The organism is Brevibacillus soli, from assembly GCF_044759095.2.
In the GTDB taxonomy this organism is placed as follows: domain Bacteria; phylum Bacillota; class Bacilli; order Brevibacillales; family Brevibacillaceae; genus JBIYSM02.
In genome coordinates, this window is the sequence record NZ_JBIYSM020000009.1 from 73,992 (window position 1) to 97,051 (window position 23,060).

Below are 23,060 nucleotides of genomic sequence, written 5' to 3' on the forward strand. Positions count from 1 at the left end.
ATTCTCAAAATTGGGAGGATTCATCACTTCTCAAGTCGTATTACTAGTAGCAGAATCTGATACGCCCGAAATGATTGTCGTTTCTGCCTTTTTATTATACAGCAAGGAGGAGATGCGATGAGCTTTCTAAAGGAGTTTCAAGCCGTCACCCAGCAGGTAGCCGAAGCGATCTCCGCTGCCCTGCAGATTGAGACGGAAATCGTCGACGACACCATGACCATCATTGCGGGAACCGGCAAGTACAAGGATCGCATCAACGCAAAGGAAGAAGGGGGACAGATCGAAGCCGGCTACCTTTATGGACGGGTGATAACCACCAATCAACCGTTTTTCATTGAAGACGCGCAAAACGATCCGTCTTACGACCCGTCCGTCCAGTACGGAGAGACGGAAGAGCTTGCGGAATTATGCACGCCCATTCACTACAAGGGAAAAGTTATCGGCGTCATCGGCCTGATCGCCTTTACCGAGACGCAGCGCCGGCTGCTGATTCACAATCGGCTCCCCTACCTCACCTTTTTGCAGCGAATGACAGAGCTTCTCACAGGCAAAATTGCCGAGCAGGAGGCGTGGAACAACTGGAAAAAGACCTTCCTCCAGCTAGAGACGCTCATTGAATCGATCCATGAAGGGATCATCGCCATCGACGAACACGGCATCATTACCACATGCAACGCTACTGCCCAACAGCTCATCCAAAAAGAGAAGCACCTCTTGATCGGCGTTCCGCTGGAAAAGGTCTGGTCCAGCTCGCCCATGCTGCAGGTATTGACGACAGGCAAAGGCTACATCGAGCAGGAAGAAATCTACCGGCTGGACGACCATGAGATGCACTTCATCGTCACCGCCCGCCCCATCCTGGTCAACGGGCAGGTAGCAGGCGTCGTCGCCTCGTTCCGACGGATGGCTGACATGCGCCGGCTTGCCTACGTTCTCACCAACGAGCACAAGGATCTGCACTTTTCCGAGATTCACGGCAAAAGCCGCGCCCTTTCCCTCGTCATCAAGCAGGCGGAACAGGTGGCCCGGGGCACCTCGAACATCCTGATCACCGGCGAGAGCGGCACCGGCAAAGGAATGCTCGCCGCCGCCATCCACTCCGCCAGCTCCCGCCGCAGCGGTCCGTTCATCATCGTCAACTGCGGCGCCATTCCGGAAACGCTACTGGAGAGCGAACTGTTCGGCTATGCGGCCGGCGCCTTTACCGGTGCAAAACGGGAGGGAAAAGCAGGCAAGTTCGAGCTGGCCGACGGCGGCACGATCTTCCTGGACGAGATCGGCGACTTGCCGCTGCACCTGCAGGTCAAGCTGCTTCACGTCCTGCAGAGCAAACAGGTGGAACGGGTCGGCTCCAACCAGCTGGTCCCCGTCAACATCCGGGTGATTTCCGCGACCAACAAAAACCTGGAAGAGATGGTCCGCAACAAGGAGTTTCGGGAAGATCTCTACTTCCGTCTCAACGTCATTCCCCTGCATATGCCATCGCTTCGGGAACGCACCGAGGACATCCCGCTCTTGATGGACTATTTCCTGGCCAAGTACAGACAGCTGCTGGGCCACCCGATTCTCGACTTCACGCCAGAGGTAAAAAGCCTGTTTACCCAGTACCACTGGCCGGGGAACGTCCGCGAACTGGAGAATGCGATCGAATACGCGGTTAACATGGAGACCTCCACCTGCATCGGCATGGACAGCGTCCCCGTCCGCATACGTCAACATCACAGTGTCAGTGTCATCGCGGAAACCTCGGGCATGGATCTGCCGTTAAAGGAACGGCTTCTCTACCACGAGAGACACATTCTCCTGAGCATGCTGGAGCAGTACGGCCATTCACTGGAAGCAAAACGGCTGGTCGCCGAAAAACTTGACATCGGATTGGCCACCCTCTACCGCAAGCTCGAAGGACATAAACTTCTCAACAATGAGAAGGTATTCTAATTTCTAGGAAGCATCGGGCAGTCTTGCATCCCCGCTGCTTCTTGTTTTTTAGGATTTTCAGAAGCACAAGAGAACGATAGTAATTTTGGCACTTTTCTTGCTAGTGAAAAAATTAGATATACTCTACAGGAGGGGGTCTACACTTGATTGGTCCTATGGTAAAGCTGCAAAACGTGATAAAACGGTTCGACCAACATACAGTTGTCCACGACCTCTCCCTTGACATCCAGAAGGGAGAATTCCTCACCCTGCTTGGGCCGAGCGGCTGCGGTAAGACGACAACACTGCGAATGATCGCCGGCTTTGAGCACCCTACCTCCGGCCAGATTATGCTGGACGGCGAATACGTGCAGGAAATGGCCGCCTACGAACGGAACGTGAACACCGTGTTCCAGAGCTATGCGCTCTTCCCGCACCTCACCGCCTACGAGAACGTCGCTTTCGGCCTGCGCGTGAAAAAGGTGGCCAAGGCTGAGATCGATCAGCGGGTGAAACAGGCACTGCGGTTGGTTCAGTTGGAGGAGTACGCCTCCCGCAAGCCGGATCAGCTGAGCGGCGGACAGCGCCAGCGGATTGCCATCGCCCGGGCGCTGATCAACAACCCCAAGGTGCTCCTGCTCGATGAACCGCTGGGAGCGCTGGACCAGAAGCTTCGCAAGCAGATGCAGGTGGAGCTCAAGCACCTGCAAAAGCAATTGGGCATTACCTTCATCTTTGTTACCCATGATCAGGAAGAAGCGCTGACCATGTCTGACCGGATTGCGGTCATGAACAAAGGCTTTCTCGAACAGGTGGGAACTCCTACGGAGATTTACGAGCAGCCCGCCACCCGTTTTGTCGCCGAATTTATCGGAGAGACCAATATGCTGACCGGAACCGTGCGGGTGCGGACCTCTCAGCGCATTCTCGTGGACTGCGAGGGCCTGCAGGTGTCTGCCTCCCCTTCCTCTGTTGCCGAAAGTGATACGGTGACGGTAGCGATCCGACCTGAAAAATCGACGCTCTCACTTGTGCCGTCTGACGACAGACGGCTCGTACAGGTACCCGGCCGTCTGACCGAGCGAATCTACTGCGGGGGGATGACGAAAACGGTTGTTACCCTGCGCAACGGCAAGCAGTTCGTTGCTCTGGAAAAGACCGACCAATTGCTGCCGGTTGTTGAAGGAGATGAGCTGTTCGTCCATTGGGATCCGCAGCACGGGGTGGTGTTAACCCGATGAAAACAGCCATCAGCCCAACCACCTCCCCCCAAGAGACCGCCTTGCCAGAGCCCAGGCGCTCCCGAGACTACAGCAAGGTATGGACGATTGCTCCGGTAACCGTATGGATGGGCCTGTTCTTTCTCCTTCCTCTGCTGCTTGTGCTTGGCGTCAGCTTTTTTACGAGAAGTTCGTTCGGCGGAATCGATGTGCCGCTCACCTTGGAGAATTACATTCGCTTTGTCGACCCGCTCTACATAAAGATCCTATGGGTCTCCTGTGTACTTGCTTTCGCCACGACAGTCCTTTGTCTCGTGTTCGGTTATCCGTTTGCCTACATCATTGCCCGCTCCCCGGCGAGGTACCGCAACATTCTGCTGCTCTTGATCATCGTGCCGTTTTGGACCAATTCCCTGATCCGCACCTACGCCTGGATCGTTCTTTTGCGAACGGAAGGGGTGATCAACACGCTGCTCCTGCAGATCGGCCTGATTGACAAGCCGCTGTCGCTCTTATACAACGAAACAGCTGTGCTGATCGGTCTCGTCTACACCATGCTTCCGTTTATGGTGCTGCCGCTGTACGCCTCCATCGAGAAGCTGGACAGGTCTCTTCTGGAGGCCGCCGCTGATCTTGGAGCGAAGCCACGGCAGGTCTTTTGGAAAGTGACGCTGCCGCTTACGGCCCCCGGCATTATGGCGGGCTCTCTGCTCGTGTTCATTCCGTCACTGGGCCTGTTCTTCATCCCTGATCTGATGGGAGGCAGCAAGACGGTCCTGGTCGGCAACCTGATCAAAAACCAGTTCCTGACCGCGCGAGACTGGCCGTTCGGTTCTGCCAGTTCCATCATTCTGATGGTGTTGACACTCTTGTTCATAACCGCCTACATCCTGACACCCATGGCCAAGCAAGGAAAGGAGCTGGTGTAGCGTGCGCCTCTCCCTTGGCGAAAAACTGTCTGTCTTGTACGCTTCCGTCATTTATCTGTTCCTCTATTTACCGATTGCCATTCTCGTGCTGTACTCATTTAACCAGTCAAAGCTAAACGCGGTCTGGACCGGATTCACCTTTGACTGGTACGTCAAGCTGATGCACAACAGCGCCGTTCTCGAGGCGACCAAAACCTCGCTGGTCGTAGCCCTGATCAGCACGATCGCGGCCACCATGATCGGAACACTTGCGGCAGTAGGCATGTACCGCTACCACTTCCGCGGCAAATCGGTACTCGACGGCATGCTTTACCTGCCGATCGTCATTCCGGAAATCGTCATGGGGATCTCCCTGTTGGCCCTGTTTGCCCAGTTGAAAGTGCCGCTCGGCTATTTCACGCTGATTGCGGCGCACATCACCTTTTCCGTGCCGTTTGTCATCGTCGTCGTCAAGGCGCGGCTCGCCGGCTTTGACCGAAGCATCGAGGAGGCCGCCATGGACCTCGGAGCCACGCCCTGGCAAACCTTTGTGAAGGTGACGATTCCTGTCATCGCTCCGGGTATCGTCGCCAGCGCACTGCTCGCTTTTACCCTCTCCATCGACGACGTGATCATCAGCTTTTTTGTAGCGGGTCCGGCAAGCGCGACGCTGCCGCTGAAAATCTTCTCGATGGTCAAGTTTGGGGTGACGCCGGAAATCAACGCGCTTTCCACCCTGATGCTGTTCGTTACGCTGTTTATTGTCATCATCGCAGAGCGCATACGCATGCGAAAAAATTAAGCGGGAAATAAAAGGGGGAAGTCAAGATGAAAAAAGGTTGGAAACGATTAGCGGTTACTGGTTTGACGGCATTGTCTCTGGTTACGGCTGCGGGATGCGGCTCCGAACCGGCAGGTCAAGGCCAGGCGGCAGACAACGGGCTGGACAAGGAGCTGAACGTGTTCAACTGGTCGGAATACCTGCCTGAATCCGTCCTGCAAAAGTTTGAACAAAAATACGGCGTGAAGGTGAACTACAGCACGTTCTCCTCCAATGAAGAAATGCTGGCGAAGGTATCTGCCGGCGGAGGCATATACGATCTGGTTGTAGCCAGTGACTACTTTATCCAACCGATGGCCAAACAAGGACTCATTCAGGAGATGGATCTGAACAATATTCCCAATAGGAAGAACCTGGCACCGGAGTATGTCAACAAGGAACATGACCCCGGCAACAAGTACAGTGTCCCGTACATGGGCAACACAGTATCGCTCGCGTACAACCCGGACAACATCAAGAAAGAGATTACCAGCTATGAAGATCTGTGGAATCCAGACCTGAAAGGCCAAATCGTCATGGTGGATGACCAGCGTTTTATCCTGGGCATGGTGCTGAAAACGCTCGGCTATTCCGCCAACGACACCGATCCGGCCCACCTGGAGGAAGCGAAGCAGAAAATGCTGAAGCTGATGCCCAACATCAAGGCCTTTGACAGCGACAGCCCCAAGACGCTGATGATCAACGGCGAAGTGAATATCGCCTACGTCTGGGGCGCCGAAATTGCCCTGGCCCAGCGGGAGAAGCCGCAAATCAAGACCGTTCTGCCGAAAGAAGGCCTGATGATCACCTTTGACAACTTCGTCATTCCTGCGGGAGCCAAGCACAAGAAGACGGCTGAAGCGTTCGTCAACTTCCTGTTGGAACCGGAGATCAGCGCGGAGATCGCCAAAGAATTCCCGTACATCAATCCGAACAAGGAAGCGCACAAGCTGATCGACAAGGAGATCATGGAAAACATCGCGATCTACCCGCCCGCCGAAGAGATGAGGCGAGCAGAAAGCTTGCTCGACATCGGCGACGGAGTGACACTGTACGACCGTGTCTGGTCAGAAGTGAAGAGTTCGCAGTAATCATTCGGGAGGATGCGTCTTTTTCAAGGCCCTGTTCGTCTGTGATTTCATTGTCGAACGGACAAATTCCACCACCTGCGGCGGAATGAACCGGCCCCATCCCGCCCGCACCGCGTTGGCCGTCATGGAGTTGAAGGTGTGATAAATCAGTCCGAATGTCACTCCGTAGAACAAAAAACCAGGTGTCTCCACGGCCCGATCCAGCATGTTGCCGATCGCCGGGAAGGAGAGGATGAACAACGTTCGCAGGATGCCGCTGATACGATAGTCGGACGAGTGCTTCTTGTCTTTCAGCGAGGCGGCGATCCCTGTCATCCAGTCGATCAAGATCAAGCCAAGCAAGACGACCAGGAGATCGCCCCGTCCTTCCCCGTAGAGGTAGTGGATCAAATCATTCATGTCTATGCTCCTCCCATCTTCTCAAGAATGAAAACAGCCGCCCGATTTGTCGTCGAGCGGCTTTCTTTTTTGTTCACGATACAATCGTAACACCGTTTTTTCAAAAATGTGTATCGGATTTGTCTCATCATCGTCACAAAAATGTATCACTCTTCCTCATAAACCTCTACGCCCAGGGCAAATGCGAGTTTGTAAAAGGCCCTGCTGCGCGTTCGATAATAGGAAGCGTGCGTCATGTTTAACTGAATGTACGTCTCCACATCTGTCCGGTCGTCCGCACCGAACCAACGGGCCAGTATCAATTCCTGCTCGCGCGTGCCGAGGCGTCTTACAGCCGCAATCACCTGCTGCACGTGCGCGCTTCTTTCCTGTTCCATTGCGGCATTCCTGACAGCCGCTTGTTCAGTGCCGCTCTGAAACCGGTTGGTTTTCGAGAAGGGAACGGGAAGGGGGTGCGCCGTCGTCTTTGCCTCTATGCCAGGGTGAAAACCCATACAAATATAATCACGGGCCAAATCCAGCATTTTTTTCACGTTTCGTTCCGTAGCCACGCGATCCACTTTGAGCGGAACCTGAACCTGATGTCTCATCGTTTACTCCTCCTCCAATCTTCCTGTTTCCATCACAACGAGCGCAATCTGGCAGATATTGTAACCGTGTTCCTATCGTAATGTACAAGAAACTTGTATGTCAACGAAAAAGTATGGCGATATAATACCTGCGAGAGCATGGCAAAAGTGCTCTCTTGCGAAGCGGCTTTGCCACCCTGCCAGCATAGAGACGTAGAAAAAAATTTCTTCTTGTCCCGCTCCCTCATGTACAATATACTTGTACTCAGATAGACAAGAAGGGAACGGGTTGCTCATGTTGGCCCAGCGCTTACGATTCGCCCGCAAAGCAAGAGGTCTTACACAAGAAGAACTGGCTGCAAAAGTCCAAACAACCAAGGGAACGATTAGCAATTACGAGAACAATTACAGTTCCCCTCCGAACGAGATGCTGAGTATGCTTGCAGATGTGCTGGATGTGTCAACCGACTGGTTGTTGGGACGGGTAGATGACGGTGGAATCTCTTCCGAAAAAACACTGGATGAACTTCTGCAGGCAAAGATTGACGACCCGGATGACTACTTCTTTCTGGACGGTTATTTGGAAGCCTCCGAGGAAGAAAAGAAAGAGATTCGGCGCTACTGGTACGAGTTGAAACGGCAAATGAACGAGTATAAAATAAAGGAATCACGCCCTCTGTCGCTCTTTGAGATTACCGAGGGGATGAAAAAAGATTCGCCGCACAACAAATAACAAGCCCCATGCCAGGGGCTTTTCTTTCACACATGTATACGAACGTATGTTCTGAATTCCAGGAGGGATGTACCTTGTTTGATAATGCCTGCAAACCTCATACATGGCTTGAATCAAGAGTATATATGCTGCTTCGCTATCACGGGATGGAGCTGCCGGAACAAATCGATCTGAAAAAGCTCTGCTCGTGCTATCGAATCGAGCTGCAAACGATTTGCGGACGGAGTCGCACACACACCCATCCCATGAAAGAAAACCATTACGTGATTGCCGTTGACCAGTCTCTGGATCCTCTTTCCATGAGGGTCAAAATTGCCCATGAATTCGGTCATTTGGTGCTGCATGAAGGAGTGCAGCCCAAAAGCAGCGACTTGATGATCGACTGGCAGGAGGCGCAAGCCAACCACTTTGCTGAACATCTATTGATGCCCTTTTTCATGTTTGCGCCATTGATCAGCAAGCTTACCCTATACAATGCTCCCCAATACCTCTCAAGCGTTTTTCTGGTGCCGGAAGCATTGGCCAAAAAGCGGTTCGACCGGTTCCTGAACAGATTGTATCTGAGTGGATACACGCATCTGCTGGAAGGAGGATCCGGCTGCCAAAGTTGATCGGCAGCCCTCAGCCGTTATTTCACGTGATCAAGCACGCTTTTGATTACTGCAGGTGAATCCTGTCGCAGGTAGAGATTGTAGTGATTGCGCACCTTCTGGTAAACGGCGTTAAGCGCTTGCGGACTTTTTGTTTTGCGGTAGAGCGCAACCTCATGCGCGAAAAGCGGATGGGAGACCAGATCACGCTTCCAGTCCCACGCGCGCGGTTTCAATGCGTCTTGACGGGCGGTCTTCAGCATCTGCTCGAAGCGCGGTGTTACCAGGGAAGCAATTTGGCGGTTCGTTTGATAGAAGCCCGCCATGCTGTAAAAATTCCAGTTGGATGTGACAGCCTGTCGGAATGGCTTTCCATTTACATAGATGAACTCTTCTGCTCGAACCGGTACCATTTTGGGCAGCAGCTGTACCTGATAATACTCCCAGCCATTTGCCGTCTTTTTCCCCGGAAGGATCAGGGTGATAAAGTCAAAGAGCCGGGAATATGTGTACTCTTCTACCAAATCTTCCGGGCCGGCCGTTTGACGCAGGCGGGTATTGGGATAGATGTTTCCTTTGCCGTCTGCTTCAAAACCGGGCAGACCTGTTTCTACGGCCCACAGCAACGCCACATCGTCCGTATCCTGTAGCTTGACACTGCCTTTATACGGGCGTACGTCTTGAAACATCCGATAGAGAACGTTGGCCACAAACTGTTTGGTCGCCGGTTCGTCATCTATCTCTTCCGGAGTAACATATCCGGCGTTGATCAGTGCCTGCAGTCTAGCCTGCAGGTTGATTTGCCCCCGCTTTTGAAGCAATTCGGACCATCTGCCGCTGTATGGATTCGTTGGGTCCTGTTTGGCTTGTTCTTGATTGATTTGCTTGTCTAGTTCAATCAGATCGATTCCTTCCCGATAGACGGGGGACAGGATGCCAATCCAATGGAACACATCCAGGAGAAATCCCTTTTTCGACGTGCGAAAGTGTACTTCGTTCATGTACATCGTCTTCTCCGAAAAATAGCCTCCGTCACGATCTATCAGGTAGCTGCCGTACCGATGTTTGGCTGCCAATTCTTTCGGTTGGGGATTTTGAATGGAAACCATGTTTCTGTTTACAGACAGGTACTTCTCCAAATTGGCTGGAACCTTGTAGGTGAAGGCATAACCTGCTGCTTGTGCCGTTGGAACTGACATCCCCGGCAAAACCATGCCGATGCCGGTGAACAGAATGCTGCATGCCGCAGTTACCACTGCCAGCTGTTTTTTTACCATGTTCTTCCCATCCTTTTTTTGGATTCACCACGTATGACGCCTCATCGATAAAAAAAGTTTCTGTCGAAGCCCTTTCGAAGAAGCTGGTTCTTCCTTAGAGGAAGCTTTTTATGCGTTCCGGAAAGTGTAAGACACAAGAAAAGCGGAGGATATGCTCCCCCGCTTTCCCTTTGTTTAGTTGCGGAACCAGCCGCTCGGCTGCACCTTCAGATTCACGTTGATCTGCTTGACCTCCGTGTACGCCTCGTAACCGTAGGTGCCCAGCTCGCGTCCGATGCCGCTCTGCTTGTATCCGCCCCACGGCGCTTCGTTGAAGGTCGGATGGTACGTGTTGATCCAGGTGATGCCGGCCCGCAGCTTGCGAATCACACGCTGCGCCTTGGCCCCGTCATTCGTGAAAACCGCTCCTGCCAGACCGTATTTGGTGCTGTTGGCCAAACGGATGGCCTCCTCTTCACTGCGGAATTTCTGGACCACCAGGACCGGTCCAAAGATTTCCTCCTGAACGATCCGCATATCGTTTCGATGGGCTTCAAAGATGGTGGGGGCAAGGAAGTATCCATTCTCCAGACCGCCGCCGGTGAGTCGTTTGCCGCCGCACAACAGCCTGGCGCCTTCATCCAGTCCGATTCGAATGTAGTCCAGGACCCGCTCCAGATGGGCTTCGGAGATCAGCGGTCCCATCTCCGTCTCGGGATTCACCCCGTCTCCGACCGTGATTTTTTGCGCCCTCTCCACGAGCCGCGCCATAAACGGTTCGTAGATGCTTTCTTCGAGCAACAAACGGGAACCGGCGGAGCAGACCTCACCCTGATTGGCAAAAATGGCAAACAGCGCGTAATCGACAGCCGTTTCAAAATCGGCGTCGGCAAAGACGATGTTGGGGGACTTGCCCCCCAGCTCCAGCGACAGCTTTTTTACAGTATCTGCCGCATTTTTCATGATGGCGATACCCGTTTCTGTTCCACCGGTGAAAGCTACCTTATCTACCAGCTCGTTTTTGGAAATCTCGTCGCCTACCACACTGCCCGGACCGGTCACGAGATTGGCCACGCCGGCCGGGAGCCCTGCCTGTTCCAGGCATTCAAACAGCATGATCGTAGACAGCGGAGTGAGATCAGCAGGCTTGAGTACCAGCGTATTTCCCGCCGCCAGTGCGGGAGCCACTTTCTGTGCGTTCATCACCAAGGGATAATTCCAGCAGGTGATGGCTCCGACGACGCCGATCGGCTCCCGTACCACCATCGCCTGAATCTCGTCCGGCACATCGTACGTTTGTCCCTGCGGCTTGGTGCACAGACCGGCGTAGTAACGGAACTGATTGACCGCGTCCGAGACGTCGTAGCGGGATTCGCGAAGCGGCTTGCCGTTGTTGCGCGTGTCCGTCTGGGCAAACTCCTCTGCCCGGGCTTCGATCAGATCGGCCACCCTCCACAGCAGTTCGGCCCGATCACGCGCCTTGCTCTCACCCCAGCCGCCCGGCTCGTCAAAAGCACGCCGCGCCGCTGCAATCGCACGCTGCGCATCCTCCCGCGTCGCCTTGGTGACGTGTGCCAGTACTTCTCCCGTTGCCGGATTGCGAACCGGAAACGTTTCCCCCGACGAGGAAGCCACCCACTCTCCGTCAATAAACATCTTTTTCACCTGATCGGACATACGGACTCCCTCCTAGCGAGCCACTTTCAATTCTTTGGCCAGTTGGGCCACGCCTTCCTCGATGCAGGCCAGCACATAATCGATCTGCTCATAGGAGATGATGGCAGGCGGCTCGATTCGGACCACGGTCGCATTGTTGATCGTTCCGCCGACCAGAATCTTTTTGCCGAACAGAATTTTGGCCAGCGAGTACCCCAGGCTGTTGGAGGCGAATTCCATACCGATCAACAGTCCTTTGCCGCGCACGTCGACGAGCACTTCCGGGTGCTTTTCCTGAATGTCACGCAGGTTGACCATGAAGTAGTCTCCTTTTTCCTTGGCCATCTGCGGAATGTTGTCTTCCAGAATCGTGCGGATGCCAGCGATAGCCCCGGCGCAGCAAAGCGGGTTGCCCCCGAACGTGGACGAACCGAGCAGGAAAGGATTTTCCTCCATTTTGTCCCACCATTTGCGTTTTGCCACCATGGCTGCGATCGGCATGACGCCGCCGCCGAACGCTTTGCCCAACGTCATGATATCCGGCACGACGTTCCAGTGGTCCACGCCAAAGAGCGTACCGGTCCGCCCCATACCAGTCTGTACCTCGTCGACGATCAGAAGACACTCGTACTTGTCGCAAATCTCGCGCAATCGCGGCAGGTAATCGTCAGGCGGGATGTTGACTCCGCCTTCTCCCTGGATCGGTTCAACGATCACCCCGGCAACCGTTTCACCCGTGGCAATCAGCATGCGGATCGCTTGCTCGACGGCGTCGGCGTCCCCGTACGGCACATGCTGGAAACCTGGCACCAGCGGGAAGTACGGCTCACGGAAAGTAGACTTGCCTGACGCGGAGAGGGAACCAAAGGTTTTGCCGTGGAAGCCCCGCTCCGTAGAAATGAAGTATTTTTTGCCAGTCGCCAGACGAGCCAGCTTCAGCGCCATTTCGTTGGCTTCCGTACCGCAGTTGACCAGGTAAGTGTGCTGCAGATCGCCTGGCGTGATGTACGCCACCAGCTTGGAGAGGTATCCACGCAGCGGGTCCACCATCTCCTGGCTGTGCAGCGCGTAACGTTTCAACTGTGCCTCGACGGCCTTCACCACGTTGGGATGACGGTGGCCCAGCAGGTACACCCCGTATCCGCCCAGACAATCAATGTACTCGTCTCCCATCGTGTCGCGAAATACTGCCCCTTCATCCTCCCACTCCACGACGGAGAAATCCGTCGACACCGACTTGCGGTGCGCCAAGATCGCCTTCGTGACATGGTTCGTGAAGTTCTCAATTGAATCACTGACAATCTGTTTCTTTTGATCCACCGTCAAAGTCTCACTCTCAATAAATCCGAGAATTTCTTTGGCCAGTGCCAATGACTCCTCTCGCGACTTTCGTTCCATTTTACCCCACCTTTTCGCAGAATGAATTTTCGAAATAATTTGTAAGCAAGTATGATGCCATTCTACGTAATCCCGTTTTGCACGGATTTTTACGATCTGGAGGTAATTTTCATCGATGAAAGTGAGAAATCACTTCTCATAAATGAGAATTTTTGACGTGTCTTGATCTTACGGTACCAATCATGATGAATCGTCGCATGTACGAAAAGCGAGAAATATCCCTGAAGCCGATCTAATCCTGCACGCGGTCGGCTATTCAGACGACACAGATTTTTCGCTTCTGGAGATCTTCCAGATCGAGAACAACTTCGTCAAAGGACATCTCGGTCCCATACTCGCCCCAAAGGTTGACGAGATTCTAACGGACATTCTCAAAGATCCTCTTTGCAAGGGATTTCGTTACACTCGTACGGTATGGTGGATATGAGGGACTTGTGGTTTAAAAGATAAAACCCGTATCGGTACACACGATACGGGTTTACACCTTTTGAGAATCCATTCACGGCATGATGACGATATTGCTTACCACCGGCCGCTCCCTGCCGTCAGAGGGGCGATTCAGGATTCGTCCCTTGTAGTAGAAGGCACTTGAGCCGCCACCGTCCAGGTTGTAGGCGTCAACAACATGAAACTCCTGCAGTTTTCGCTGCGCTTCCTCCAGGGTGACGCCGCTGCTCCAGCCTTTTCGTCTGCCGTCGATGACAATCAGCAGCAGATCTCCGTTGTCGAAATGACCAATCAAGGTGCGAGGTTGTTTGGTCTGGGCCCAATCGCGGGGGATCGGCATGCGTTTGCCGTCCTTAAGGAGTGTGGGCAAAAAGCTTGCCCCTTGGAGAATCCCCATTTGATTGATCTGGTCCTGCGAGGTGATTTTTCCCCCGACCAGTCTGCCTTTGTTGTTAAACCCAACAAAGCTTATCCGCTGATCGTTCGAAAAGGTCCGAATCTTGCCGTCAACGACCGTAATGCCGATGGGAGACAAGAGACCGTTTTTGCCCTTCATGAAGCCGCCGGCGTTGATTGCGAGCACTGCCCCTGTTCGCTTGCCGGCGTGGCTCGTCGTCTCCCCTTTGCCTCTTATGGAATCGTTGGCCAGCACCATTTTCAATGCCCGAGGGTTTTTCAGACGCACTTTGGCCATGTACCCCCGGTAACCCGATTCCTCCAGCGAATACACCTTTACGTTGGCGTTCGGTCCAAAGGTTTGTCCCACAGGATCGCCCAACAGGTTCGAGAGGATGGTGTCGAGCACGTCAGCTGACTTTTTCGTCTGGGACTGGCTGTCGGCCAACAATTCGTGAATCTTTTTGTTTTGTTCTTCATACTCTTGCTTTTCCTCAGCCGCTTTCCCCTGGATCTGTGCAATGGCCTCCTCCGTCTCTTCCAACACTTTCCTTGTTTCCGCCAGACGGTTTTCCAGTGCGGCAGTCTGTTCACTGGAAGCCTTGGCCACAAGTGTGAGTGAATTCAGCGGAAGCTTGTCCGCAGGAGCGGCTTGGGCAAAAGCGACCATAAACCCAAGTGCAGGTGCAAACAAAAAGGCAAAAAAGCGATGAACCCTACCAAGCACGAGCGGCATCCTCCAGCTTTTTCAAGGAAGCTTTCAGTTCGATCAGCTGCTTGTTCAACTGGTCGATTCTCACCTGCAAAGCCTGCTTGGTTTCGTTGGTCCCGCCGATGGTCTCACCCGTAAGCTGCAGCTCTTCTTCAATCGATGTCAATCCGTCTTGAACGCGTTTCATCTCTTCTTCCACGAGAACCAGCTGCCCTTGCAGCTGCTCCATCTGTTTCTGGTTGAAGGCTTGTACCTCTTGAATTCGCTGGTCGATATGACGCTGATGCATCTCCAGCGTATGGTTGGCATAAACGTACCCTCCATAGGCCAATCCTCCCCACAGCAGTACGGCCAGCAGAACCGGCAGCACGCTGCGTTTCCCTTTCGTTTGGACCATGTCCTTCGCCGGGAACAGACCTGGAAAGAAGCTGTCTCTCCTGCGCCTTCTCACTTTTTTCTCGGCTGCAGGAGCGTGCAGTGAAGTGGAATGCGAAGCGGGAACGTATTCTTTGCTCACCGCTATCCTCCTCCTTTCCTGTGACAAAGGATGAGGTTTTATTATATCATAAAACAAAATTCGACAGCCATTTTATTTATCCATCGGATCCCGGGATCGATAGGTCCAATTTCTCAATTGTCGCGAACCATGCAACCTTTCCCTTTATGAGAGTCGTCTAAGAGGGTACCGTAACCGTGTCACGTACTATCCTTCCCTCTTTGTGCAGCCGCTCAAGTCGCTTGGGCGGCTGTTCTTTTCTCGCCTGCTGTTAAGATTGTCCTCCCCATCATCCAGCATATGGTAAAATATAGTCGTATGAATATTTGATTAGTTGAGGAGGTCTCTAAATGAACCGCATGGAGTTGCTTCTGCATGAACTGGAACTGACATTTGACAAAGAAGGATGGTTTCCGCCGTTGAAAGATGCGTTGAAAGGGCTGACGGCTGCACAGGCCAGTTGGCGGCCGCCGGGCGAAGCGGCCAACACCATCTGGGAGACCGTGAACCACATGCTCTTCTACAAGGAACGCCTGCTTCAAGTGATACAGGGTATCGATCCAATCCATACAGCGAACAGCAATGACGACACCTTTGCCGTCGATCACACCGTTGACGATGAAGAGGCTTGGCAGGCAACGATCAATCGTGCAGAGCGCATCCAACGGGAACTTCACAATTTGCTCTCCGCCATGTCGGATGCCGATTTCGACCGCCTCTTTTCTCAGACATCTCTTGGACTCAGCACCTTCAACATCATCATGCATGACGCCTTTCACACCGGCCAGATCGTGCAGACCCGCAAACTGCAGGGTTCCTGGCCCGCCCGACGGTCATTTGATTGAAAAAACGGAGTGTTCATCACCACCCCGTTTTCGTTACGGCCTCCATTCCCGGCTGGGTGTTTCAAGAGTATTGCCGATATTGCGGATTTTCAAGTCTACCGTTACATCGAAGACGAGCTTCCGGAAAAATTCACTCGGCTGTTTCCGGATCTCCTCGTACATTTCCGGTTCATTTTTTAGCCGGGTCGTCAGCCGAAACACGTCTGCCTTGTACCTGTTTTTCAGCTCTTCAGCGGTTTTCAACAGCCGATTTTTCAGCATGTCGGAGACCCGTTGTTCCAATCGTTCAATCTGCTCCGGCTTGTCAAAGGATGCCCCCAGGCACTGGTATTCCATCATTTCCGAATCCAGCTCCACTTCAAACGTGACGTGAGGACGGCCCTGTCGAAATTCCGGTCTGATTTTGCAAACCCCCGCAAGAATCTGCAGCCCTGCTTTTTTGCCGCCGTAACATGGGAAGTGCAGGACCCCTCGTTGAATCTCATCCTGCAGGATGGAAATGTCCAGCATTTGATCCCTCGACAGGGAACCGACCATCTTGAAGTTGTCAAATACCGCAGCTTCATTGATCACGATCTGTTTTTTTTGGTCCAGAGAGGCTTTGAGCAACAGAAACGGCATTTTGGTCCGGACGCTTTTGCTAACGGTACCCAGATTGGATTCCGGCACGAGCAGCGTCTGTTGAACGTTATTCGCCAATTCCGCGATGTGCAGGGTCGGGGTAGGTTCAGATATGCTCGGTGTTGAAAAAATCTCGAGAATGGAGCCCTTACCCACGATGATCTCCGTATGGCGGCGCATCTGGGGAAACCGGGTGAAAAAGTCGTACAGTTCGTTGATTCCCTTCCTGGCCACCTTTTCGCTCAGGACGATGGCCTGCAGGTGCGCCAGATTCGGCATGCGATCGACTCGCGTCACAATCCGCTCAATTCCTTCTGTGATGGAGGGGGTCTCGATTTCGAAGTTTGTATAGCCCCTTTGCTGCTGACCCTGGGTACCGCCTCCCCCTCCCATCTGTCCTCCAGTGCTTTCTGCGGCCGATTCCACGATCTGTACGACAACCTGGTACATCCGCATCTCTTCTCCTTTGTAACGGGCAGGAGGCAGTTCGTCGATGCCCAGCCCGACCACGATAGCGCGGTTTTCCAGTTCCCGGTAATCCCAGCACCCCGCAAGCAGAGCACTGATAACGCTGATGATCGCGGCAGCAAAGCCCCATTTCTTTGTCAAGTTCCGTATCATTTTGGCTCACCTTCTTTTCCAGGAGGAGGGTGGAGTCCCAACATGCGTCGAACAAACACACCCGCAAAAAGCAGCAGTGGATAGCCAAACAGGAAAACCATCCCGGCCTGGCCCACGCGGTCCGACCACTTCGCCATCACGATCAGATTATCCGGAATCTGTGACAGGAAATAAATCACCGGAACCAGCAAACCCATCCAGATCCGAAACGAAATGACAGGAACCATCCGATGCAGCGAAAAAGCTGTCGAGTAAAACGTAACAAGATGGGTGGTGAAGGCCAACGGCAGCCACAAGACCAGGAGCAGCAATTCGGCGCGCTCCACAAATTGCCGAACCACTTCAATGACTTTTGCCATGGTCACAACGGGGTACACTTGGGCAATGGCCACATCAGCACCAAGCGTAACCAACGTTCCCAACACGATAAAGCCGTAGAAACCCCCGGCCAGGGCAATCCCGGCAGCAGCATGGCGAAAGCTTTTATCCTTTTTGACCACAAATGGGTAATAGAGGAACAGAATTTCGAAACCAACGTACGAATAAGCGGTATTGGGAAGGGGCTGGATGATCGGGAGAAGGCCGTTCGTAAAGGGAACCCTCAGCTCGGACCAGTCCGCTTCCAGGTAAGCGAACAGGAAAAAGAACATCATCAACAGAAAGGTGATCGGTTGACCTGATTCGTTGATGCGGACAATCGTCATGAGTCCATCCCAGGCGGCGTACAAGAGGGTGAGCAGCATGCCAAAAATGATCGCTTCCGTGGGCGTAAACGGCAGCATTTCCGCCCGGACCACTTCCGCCATCGTCCGCACACCGGTAATGGTAAAAAACAGGAGGTAGACGCCAAACATCAGGTTGATCACGAAGCCTGCCACGCGGCCGAAGACTTTCACATTGTACTCAATCAGAGTATCTTCGGGAAAGAGACGGGCCGCGCGCAGCACCAGCCATAGCGCCACAAGCAAAAGGGCACCTGCCAGGATGACCGTCAGCCAAGCGTCCTCGCGCGCTTTTTCAATCACGACCCGCGGCAGCGTGAGGAAGCCGACCCCGACGACTGTGCCGAACACGAGCAACACAAGCTGGATCGGGCTGATGGCGGGGCTCCCTTCATATCCTTTCATCGACACCATCCTTCCCTCTGAGAGATTGAGCCGCTACTTCTTCCGTTGTTCCTTGGTAGTCATCGGCAGTGTCTTGGCTTTCGTCGAATCGAGCGGAGCGAGGAACGTCGGCCGATTCGTCAGCTTCTTGAATGACAACCGCACGAGCGTGTCCTTCCAATCCCGTATGCGAAGCGGAGAGAGCGGCGCCAAATAGGGAACGCCAAACGAGACCAGCCGGGCCACATGGGCATGAATGAAGAAGAGCCCCAATAAAAATCCGTACAGTCCGAAAATGGAGCTGCACAGCAGCAGAAAGAAGCGCAATATCCTGTACGTGATCCCCAGCAGATACACAGGTGCCGTAAACGAGGAAATGGCCGTCAAGGAGACGATGACAACCGTGACAGGGCTGACCAGATTGGCGTTGACAGCTGCTTCCCCGATGACAAGACCGCCGATGATGCTGACTGCCTGTCCAACAGGCTTGGGAAGCTTGACCCCAGCCTCCCGCAAAATCTCGATCATGATTTCCATTACAAAGATCTCCAGCACAATGGGCAGCGCCACTTTCACGCGGGCCGCATCCATGGAAATGACCAGCCGGGTCGGAATCAATTCGGGGTTGTACGCCACGAGCGACAGGTAGAGCCCGGGTATCGCAATGCTGAAGAGCAAGGCTAATATCCGCACAAACCGAATGAGTGTGGCGTACTGCCAACTGTTGTAGTAATCGTCCACGGTGTCCAACAGCTGGAAAAACGTAATCGGCAGGATCAGCGCATGAGAAGCGCCATCCACCATCACCACCACGCCTCCCTCCAGCAGGTAGGAACAGGCGACATCCGGTCGCTCGGTGGGCCGAAGTTGGGGAAATACGGAAAACGTGTTGTCTTCAAGCAGTTCCTGCAAATGGAGCTGTCCTTGCAATGCATCCGTATCGATGGAGGAAAGGCGCCTTTTTACTACTTCCACGATGCCGGGGTTGGCCACATCATGTAGATACAAAGTCGCTACTTGCTGTTTGCCCCGCCTTCCTATATGAACAGACTCGACACACAAATGCGGGTCGCGCAGTCGCTGACGGATCAGCGTGATATTGGTAGCGAGGATTTCCACAAAGCTTTCTCGCGGCCCAATCACGCTTTGTTCCGTTTCCGGAGCAGTGATGCCCCGCTTTTCTACTTTCTCTACGCGGATGGCAAGACCAGCTGCTGTTCCGTCTACCAGCAAGAGCGCTTTTCCGTTCATCAACTCCCCCATGGCGCTATGCCAGTCTTCCACTCTGCGCGTGTCACTCACTGCGATCCGTCGCCCCATTACCGCCAGCGGATCGGGTATTGCGGCCTCCTCCGGCAAACAGGTCTCGTCTTCCTTTACGCCGTCGTCCCATTTCTCTTGCAGCGGAAACACGACGCGTTCACTCAACAGTTTCACATCGACAAGGGTAGTAAAATAAACCAACGATGCGCGCCATCCGGCGCAAATCAACGGATTCGTTGCAAAATCCGTGTTGCTTCCCAGCCATTGGGTAAGAAATTCGACGTTTTCCTGGAGAGATTGATGAATGGGTCCAGAGGGAATTGAGTCTTTTCCTCTCTGTTTCTTCATCAGAGACGCTTTTGCTTTGCTCATGAATTTTCGTTGAAAGCTCCTCATCAGCTCATGACACTTCTTTCTGGCGCTTCCTCTTCTCGTGTGGAATAGTGTCTCCAGACAAATGGATATTCATGCAGAAGCTGGAAGGGTCAAAACCGCACAAAAGCCGCTGGCGTCTTGTTTCGCCAACGGCTTTTGCTTATCGTACCGTTTCTTCCTTCTTCCCAAAAAACGTCTTCAGCGCCTTGTAAACCTCGCCCTTTTCCCGGATCACGCAGTGCATGAACTTCGGTTCCTTGATGTGCCGATAGGCGGACATCAGGGTGGAGTGGCGGTTGTACTGATTGACTTCACCGTAGCCGAACATGTTGCAGCGTTCCATCAGTTCCTTCACCAGTTTGACGCAGCGCTCGTTGTCGGACGTGAGGTTGTCGCCGTCGGAAAAGTGGAAGGGATAGATGTTGAATTGTGATTTCGGATAGCGTGCATCGATAATCTCCAGGGCTTTCCGGTAAGCAGAGGAACAGATCGTTCCGCCGCTCTCCCCTTTGGAGAAAAACACGTCCTCTGTAACTTCCTTGGCGTCCGTGTGATGGGCGATAAAGGCGATCTCCACTTTTTCGTACTTGGTGCGGAGAAACCGCAGCATCCAGAAGAAGAAGCTGCGGGCGATGTACTTTTCAAATACGCCCATGGAACCGGATGTATCCATCATGGCGATAATCACTGCGTTGGAGTGAGGCTTGATGATGTCCTCCCAGGTTTTGAACCGCAAGTCGTCATTGGATATCCCCAGCTCCAGGTCGCTGTATCCGGCCAGGGCATTCCGCCGGATGGCGGCGAGAAGCGTCCGCTTCTTGTCGATGTTCCCCATCAAACCTTTTTTGCGAACATCGTTGAACCGGGTCTCTTCAATGATGATGTGATCCTCTTCCTTGCGCTGCAGATGGGGCAGCTCCAATTCGGAAAACAGCATCTCCTGCAGCTCTTCGACGGTAATCTCCGCTTCGTAGTAATCAACCCCCGGCTGGTCGCCGGCTCCCTGGCCCTTGCCCGGTCCTTGGGCAGGGTCACCGTCCTTCGCGATGACATCTCCCACCTTGCTGTTCCCCTTTCCCTGGCCGCCGTGCTGGCCCTTTTGGAAGTTGAAACGGAGGCGGTACTCATCCAGGGAACGGATCGGTATTTTGATAACCTCTCGCCCATTTGACATGATGATATTCTCTTCGCTTACGAGATCAGGCAGGTTCTTCTTGATTGCTTCCTTTACCTTTTCCTGATGGCGATTCTGGTCTTGATGTCCTTTTCGATGCAGCGACCAGTCTTCCCGGGAGACGACAAACGGGGATGGTTCTTCCATAATGCGCGCCTCCTACCTTCTGGCGCAACGGCGCCGGATTTACCTCCTGGCAAGCCGGATCCGGGTGCCCGGAGGGTGCTTTGTCCCTATCTGTTCAGCAGACTGCCCACATAACGGAGAAGTTCATTTGCGCAGACAGGGCAGTAGTTGTGCTCCTCCATTAAACGTTTCGTTACCTCGTTGATTTTTTTCAACTGATGCTCATCCGGGGTCTTGTTGGAGGTCGTAATTTTGACAACGTCTTTCAAATCGGCAAACAGCTTTTTCTCTATCGCTTCCCGCAAGCGGTCGTGCGTGCTGTAATCAAAACGTTTCCCTTTTCGGGCATAGGCCGAAATGCGAATCAGGATCTCTTCGCGGAAGGCCCGCTTCGCGTTTTCGGAGATGCCGATCTGCTCTTCGATCGAGCGCATCAGGCGTTCATCCGGATCCAGTTCTTCGCCGGTGACCGGATCGCGCAGCTTGTTCATGTTGCAGTAGGCTTCCACATTGTCCAGATAATTGTCCATCATCGTCTTGGCCGATTCTTCGTAGCTGTAGACGAATGCCTTTTGCACCTCTTTTTTCGCCAGCTCATCGTACTCCTTGCGGGCCATGGAGATGAAGTTGAGAAAACGCTCCCGCTGTTCCTTGGTAATCGATGCATGCTGGTCAAGGCCCTCTTTCAAGGCACGGAGTATGTCGAGCGCATTGATGCACTCCGTGTCGCGGCGAATCAGCGCACTGGAAATGCGGTTGATAACGTAACGAGGGTCGATTCCCCCCATTCCTTCGTCAGGATGTTCGTTCCGCAGTTCTTCCAGATCGGCCCCTTTAAAGCCTTCCACCGAATCTCCGTCGTACAGGCGCATTTTCTTCAACAGGTCGGCTCCCTGTTTCTTGGACTCTTTCAGGCGGGTCAATATCGAGAAGATGGCGGCCGCCCGCAGCGCATGCGGTGCGATATGCACATGGCCCAGATCGGATTGCCGAACCAGTTTGGAGTAAATTTTTTCCTCGGCGCTCACCCGCAGGTTATACGGGACCGGCATCACGATAATCCGCGACTGCAACGCCTCGTTTTTCTTGTTGGCGATAAACGACTTGTACTCGGCTTCATTGGTATGAGCGACGATGAGTTCATCTGCGGAGATGAGGGCAAAACGGCCTGCTTTAAAATTTCCTTCCTGCGTCAGTGAAAGCAGGTGCCAAAGGAATTTTTCATCGCATTTCAACATTTCCTGGAACTCCATCAGCCCTCGGTTTGCCTTGTTCAACTCGCCGTCAAAGCGATAGGCGCGCGGATCCGACTCCGAACCATATCGTGTAATCGTAGAAAAATCAATGCTTCCCGTGAGGTCTGCGATGTCCTGTGACTTCGGATCGGACGGGCTGAACGTGCCAATCCCGACACGCTGCGACTCGGAAAACAGGACGCGCTTGACGGGAAAGTCTTCGATACACCCGCCGTATTCGGTTTCCAGCCGCATCCGGTTGTAGGGTGTGAGCTCCCCTTCAATTCTCACGCCCAGCTCCGCCTCGATTTCCGGCCGCAGCTCGTGCGGAATCAAGTGCAGCGGTTCTTCCTGCATCGGGCAGCCGTCCAGCGCATAAACGGCGCCATCGTCGGTACGGCTGTAGTCTTCCAGGCCCCGCTTCAGCATCGTGACAAGGGTCGATTTACCGCCGCTGACCGGCCCCATCAAGAGCAGGATCCGTTTGCGAACATCAAGCCTGCGGGCAGCCGAATGGAAGTATTCCTCCACCAGCCTTTCAATCGCCCGATCCAGACCGTAAATTTCCCGGCTGAAGAACTTGTAGGTACGCGATCCGTCTTCGTTTTCTTCCACACCCGCGCTTTTGATCATGTTGTATACCCGTGAATGGGCAGTTTGGGCGATCTGGGGATTTTTGCGAACCAGCTCGAGATATTCGGCAAACGTGCCTCTCCATGTTAACTTTTCTTCACGGGCCCTGTGCTCGGCGATGCGTTTCAAAATGTCCATGCAAGTCTCTCCTCCCTCTTAAGCCCATCTCTTCGCGAACGACAATGTACTTCCATGTATATGTCCTTTTTCGGGGTCACATTCGTGATCCGCTTGTCGAATGGCGCCAACAGGCTATTGGAGCCCTTTCCTATTTTTATGCGCCAAGGCAATACATGTTTCCCTGTAAACGGCGAAAAAGAGCGTCTATCGGATACAAAACTGTCATGGATCTCATGGTTAACACCCTTGCAAACAGGAAAGTCTACGCTATAATGGGAGTAGTTTGGTTACGAAAGGAGTTGTCCAGCATGGGCACATTTATCGTAGCGTTGG

General features: G+C 53.4%; 20 protein-coding genes. 8 read left to right on the plus strand and 12 right to left on the minus strand.

The features are described 5' to 3' along the window. Positions 1-117: 117 nt before the first annotated feature. From ACE99V_RS05755 to ACE99V_RS05775, 5 genes are all read left to right on the plus strand, one after another. Positions 118-1,938, plus strand: coding sequence for a sigma-54-dependent Fis family transcriptional regulator (locus ACE99V_RS05755; protein ID WP_400489308.1), 1,821 nt, complete (start codon positions 118-120; stop codon positions 1,936-1,938). Between the two features lie 146 nt (positions 1,939-2,084). After that, entirely contained in the window at positions 2,085-3,158 is a 1,074-nt protein-coding gene (locus ACE99V_RS05760; protein WP_491624837.1) for an ABC transporter ATP-binding protein, read from the plus strand. Between the two features lie 107 nt (positions 3,159-3,265). Next, positions 3,266-4,066, plus strand: coding sequence for an ABC transporter permease (locus ACE99V_RS05765; protein WP_400489410.1), 801 nt, complete (start codon positions 3,266-3,268; stop codon positions 4,064-4,066). Between the two features lies 1 nt (position 4,067). Then, a complete protein-coding gene (locus ACE99V_RS05770; RefSeq protein WP_400489309.1) occupies positions 4,068-4,847 on the plus strand; it encodes an ABC transporter permease in 780 nt (259 codons plus the stop codon). A gap of 26 nt (positions 4,848-4,873) precedes the next feature. Next, the gene (locus tag ACE99V_RS05775; protein WP_400489310.1) at positions 4,874-5,956 is read left to right on the plus strand and encodes a polyamine ABC transporter substrate-binding protein; all 1,083 of its coding nucleotides are present in this window, start codon (positions 4,874-4,876) and stop codon (positions 5,954-5,956) included. Here ACE99V_RS05775 and ACE99V_RS05780 read toward each other — a convergent pair whose 3' ends face one another. Then, positions 5,957-6,355 carry a phage holin family protein gene (locus ACE99V_RS05780; protein WP_400489311.1) on the minus strand — a complete coding sequence of 133 codons (399 nt, stop codon included), beginning with the start codon at positions 6,353-6,355 and terminating at the stop codon, positions 5,957-5,959. A gap of 146 nt (positions 6,356-6,501) precedes the next feature. After that, positions 6,502-6,945, minus strand: coding sequence for an ArpU family phage packaging/lysis transcriptional regulator (locus tag ACE99V_RS05785; protein ID WP_400489312.1), 444 nt, complete (start codon positions 6,943-6,945; stop codon positions 6,502-6,504). Positions 6,946-7,219: 274 nt separating this feature from the next. On the opposite strand from ACE99V_RS05785, the gene ACE99V_RS05790 reads away from it, so the two are divergent. Both ACE99V_RS05790 and ACE99V_RS05795 read left to right on the plus strand, forming a co-directional pair. Then, positions 7,220-7,657, plus strand: coding sequence for a helix-turn-helix domain-containing protein (locus tag ACE99V_RS05790; RefSeq protein WP_400489411.1), 438 nt, complete (start codon positions 7,220-7,222; stop codon positions 7,655-7,657). Between the two features lie 74 nt (positions 7,658-7,731). Further along, the gene (locus tag ACE99V_RS05795; RefSeq protein ID WP_400489313.1) at positions 7,732-8,268 is read left to right on the plus strand and encodes an ImmA/IrrE family metallo-endopeptidase; all 537 of its coding nucleotides are present in this window, start codon (positions 7,732-7,734) and stop codon (positions 8,266-8,268) included. Between the two features lie 17 nt (positions 8,269-8,285). On the opposite strand, the gene ACE99V_RS05800 is transcribed toward ACE99V_RS05795, so the two are convergent. From ACE99V_RS05800 to ACE99V_RS05820, 5 genes are all read right to left on the minus strand, one after another. Then, positions 8,286-9,524, minus strand: a complete 1,239-nt coding sequence (locus tag ACE99V_RS05800; RefSeq protein WP_400489314.1) for a hypothetical protein — start codon at positions 9,522-9,524, stop codon at positions 8,286-8,288. 174 nt (positions 9,525-9,698) lie between these two features. Next, positions 9,699-11,180, minus strand: coding sequence for an aldehyde dehydrogenase family protein (locus ACE99V_RS05805; protein WP_400489315.1), 1,482 nt, complete (start codon positions 11,178-11,180; stop codon positions 9,699-9,701). 12 nt (positions 11,181-11,192) lie between these two features. Then, on the minus strand, positions 11,193-12,557 hold the full coding sequence (locus tag ACE99V_RS05810) for a putrescine aminotransferase (RefSeq protein WP_400489316.1): 1,365 nt from the start codon (positions 12,555-12,557) through the stop codon (positions 11,193-11,195). Between the two features lie 499 nt (positions 12,558-13,056). Beyond that, on the minus strand, positions 13,057-14,127 hold the full coding sequence (locus ACE99V_RS05815) for a phosphodiester glycosidase family protein (protein ID WP_400489317.1): 1,071 nt from the start codon (positions 14,125-14,127) through the stop codon (positions 13,057-13,059). Continuing rightward, complete coding sequence (locus ACE99V_RS05820) at positions 14,117-14,629, minus strand: hypothetical protein (RefSeq protein ID WP_400489318.1); 513 nt, start codon at positions 14,627-14,629, stop codon at positions 14,117-14,119. Before ACE99V_RS05820 ends, ACE99V_RS05815 begins: the two co-directional genes overlap by 11 nt. Positions 14,630-14,958: 329 nt before the next feature. Here ACE99V_RS05820 and ACE99V_RS05825 point away from each other — a divergent pair, with 329 nt between their 5' ends. Beyond that, complete coding sequence (locus ACE99V_RS05825; RefSeq protein WP_400489319.1) at positions 14,959-15,453, plus strand: DinB family protein; 495 nt, start codon at positions 14,959-14,961, stop codon at positions 15,451-15,453. Between the two features lie 33 nt (positions 15,454-15,486). Here ACE99V_RS05825 and ACE99V_RS05830 read toward each other — a convergent pair whose 3' ends face one another. The 5 genes from ACE99V_RS05830 to ACE99V_RS05850 form a co-directional block, all read right to left on the minus strand. Further along, positions 15,487-16,695, minus strand: a complete 1,209-nt coding sequence (locus tag ACE99V_RS05830; protein ID WP_400489320.1) for a Ger(x)C family spore germination protein — start codon at positions 16,693-16,695, stop codon at positions 15,487-15,489. Then, positions 16,692-17,822 carry a GerAB/ArcD/ProY family transporter gene (locus ACE99V_RS05835; RefSeq protein ID WP_400489321.1) on the minus strand — a complete coding sequence of 377 codons (1,131 nt, stop codon included), beginning with the start codon at positions 17,820-17,822 and terminating at the stop codon, positions 16,692-16,694. Before ACE99V_RS05835 ends, ACE99V_RS05830 begins: the two co-directional genes overlap by 4 nt. Before the next feature lie 33 nt (positions 17,823-17,855). Further along, positions 17,856-19,460 carry a spore germination protein gene (locus ACE99V_RS05840; RefSeq protein WP_400489322.1) on the minus strand — a complete coding sequence of 535 codons (1,605 nt, stop codon included), beginning with the start codon at positions 19,458-19,460 and terminating at the stop codon, positions 17,856-17,858. Positions 19,461-19,599: 139 nt separating this feature from the next. Continuing rightward, positions 19,600-20,760, minus strand: coding sequence for a sporulation protein YhbH (gene yhbH, locus ACE99V_RS05845; RefSeq protein WP_420998299.1), 1,161 nt, complete (start codon positions 20,758-20,760; stop codon positions 19,600-19,602). Between the two features lie 86 nt (positions 20,761-20,846). Beyond that, entirely contained in the window at positions 20,847-22,745 is a 1,899-nt protein-coding gene (locus tag ACE99V_RS05850) for a PrkA family serine protein kinase (protein ID WP_400489394.1), read from the minus strand. Positions 22,746-23,060 lie beyond the last annotated feature (315 nt).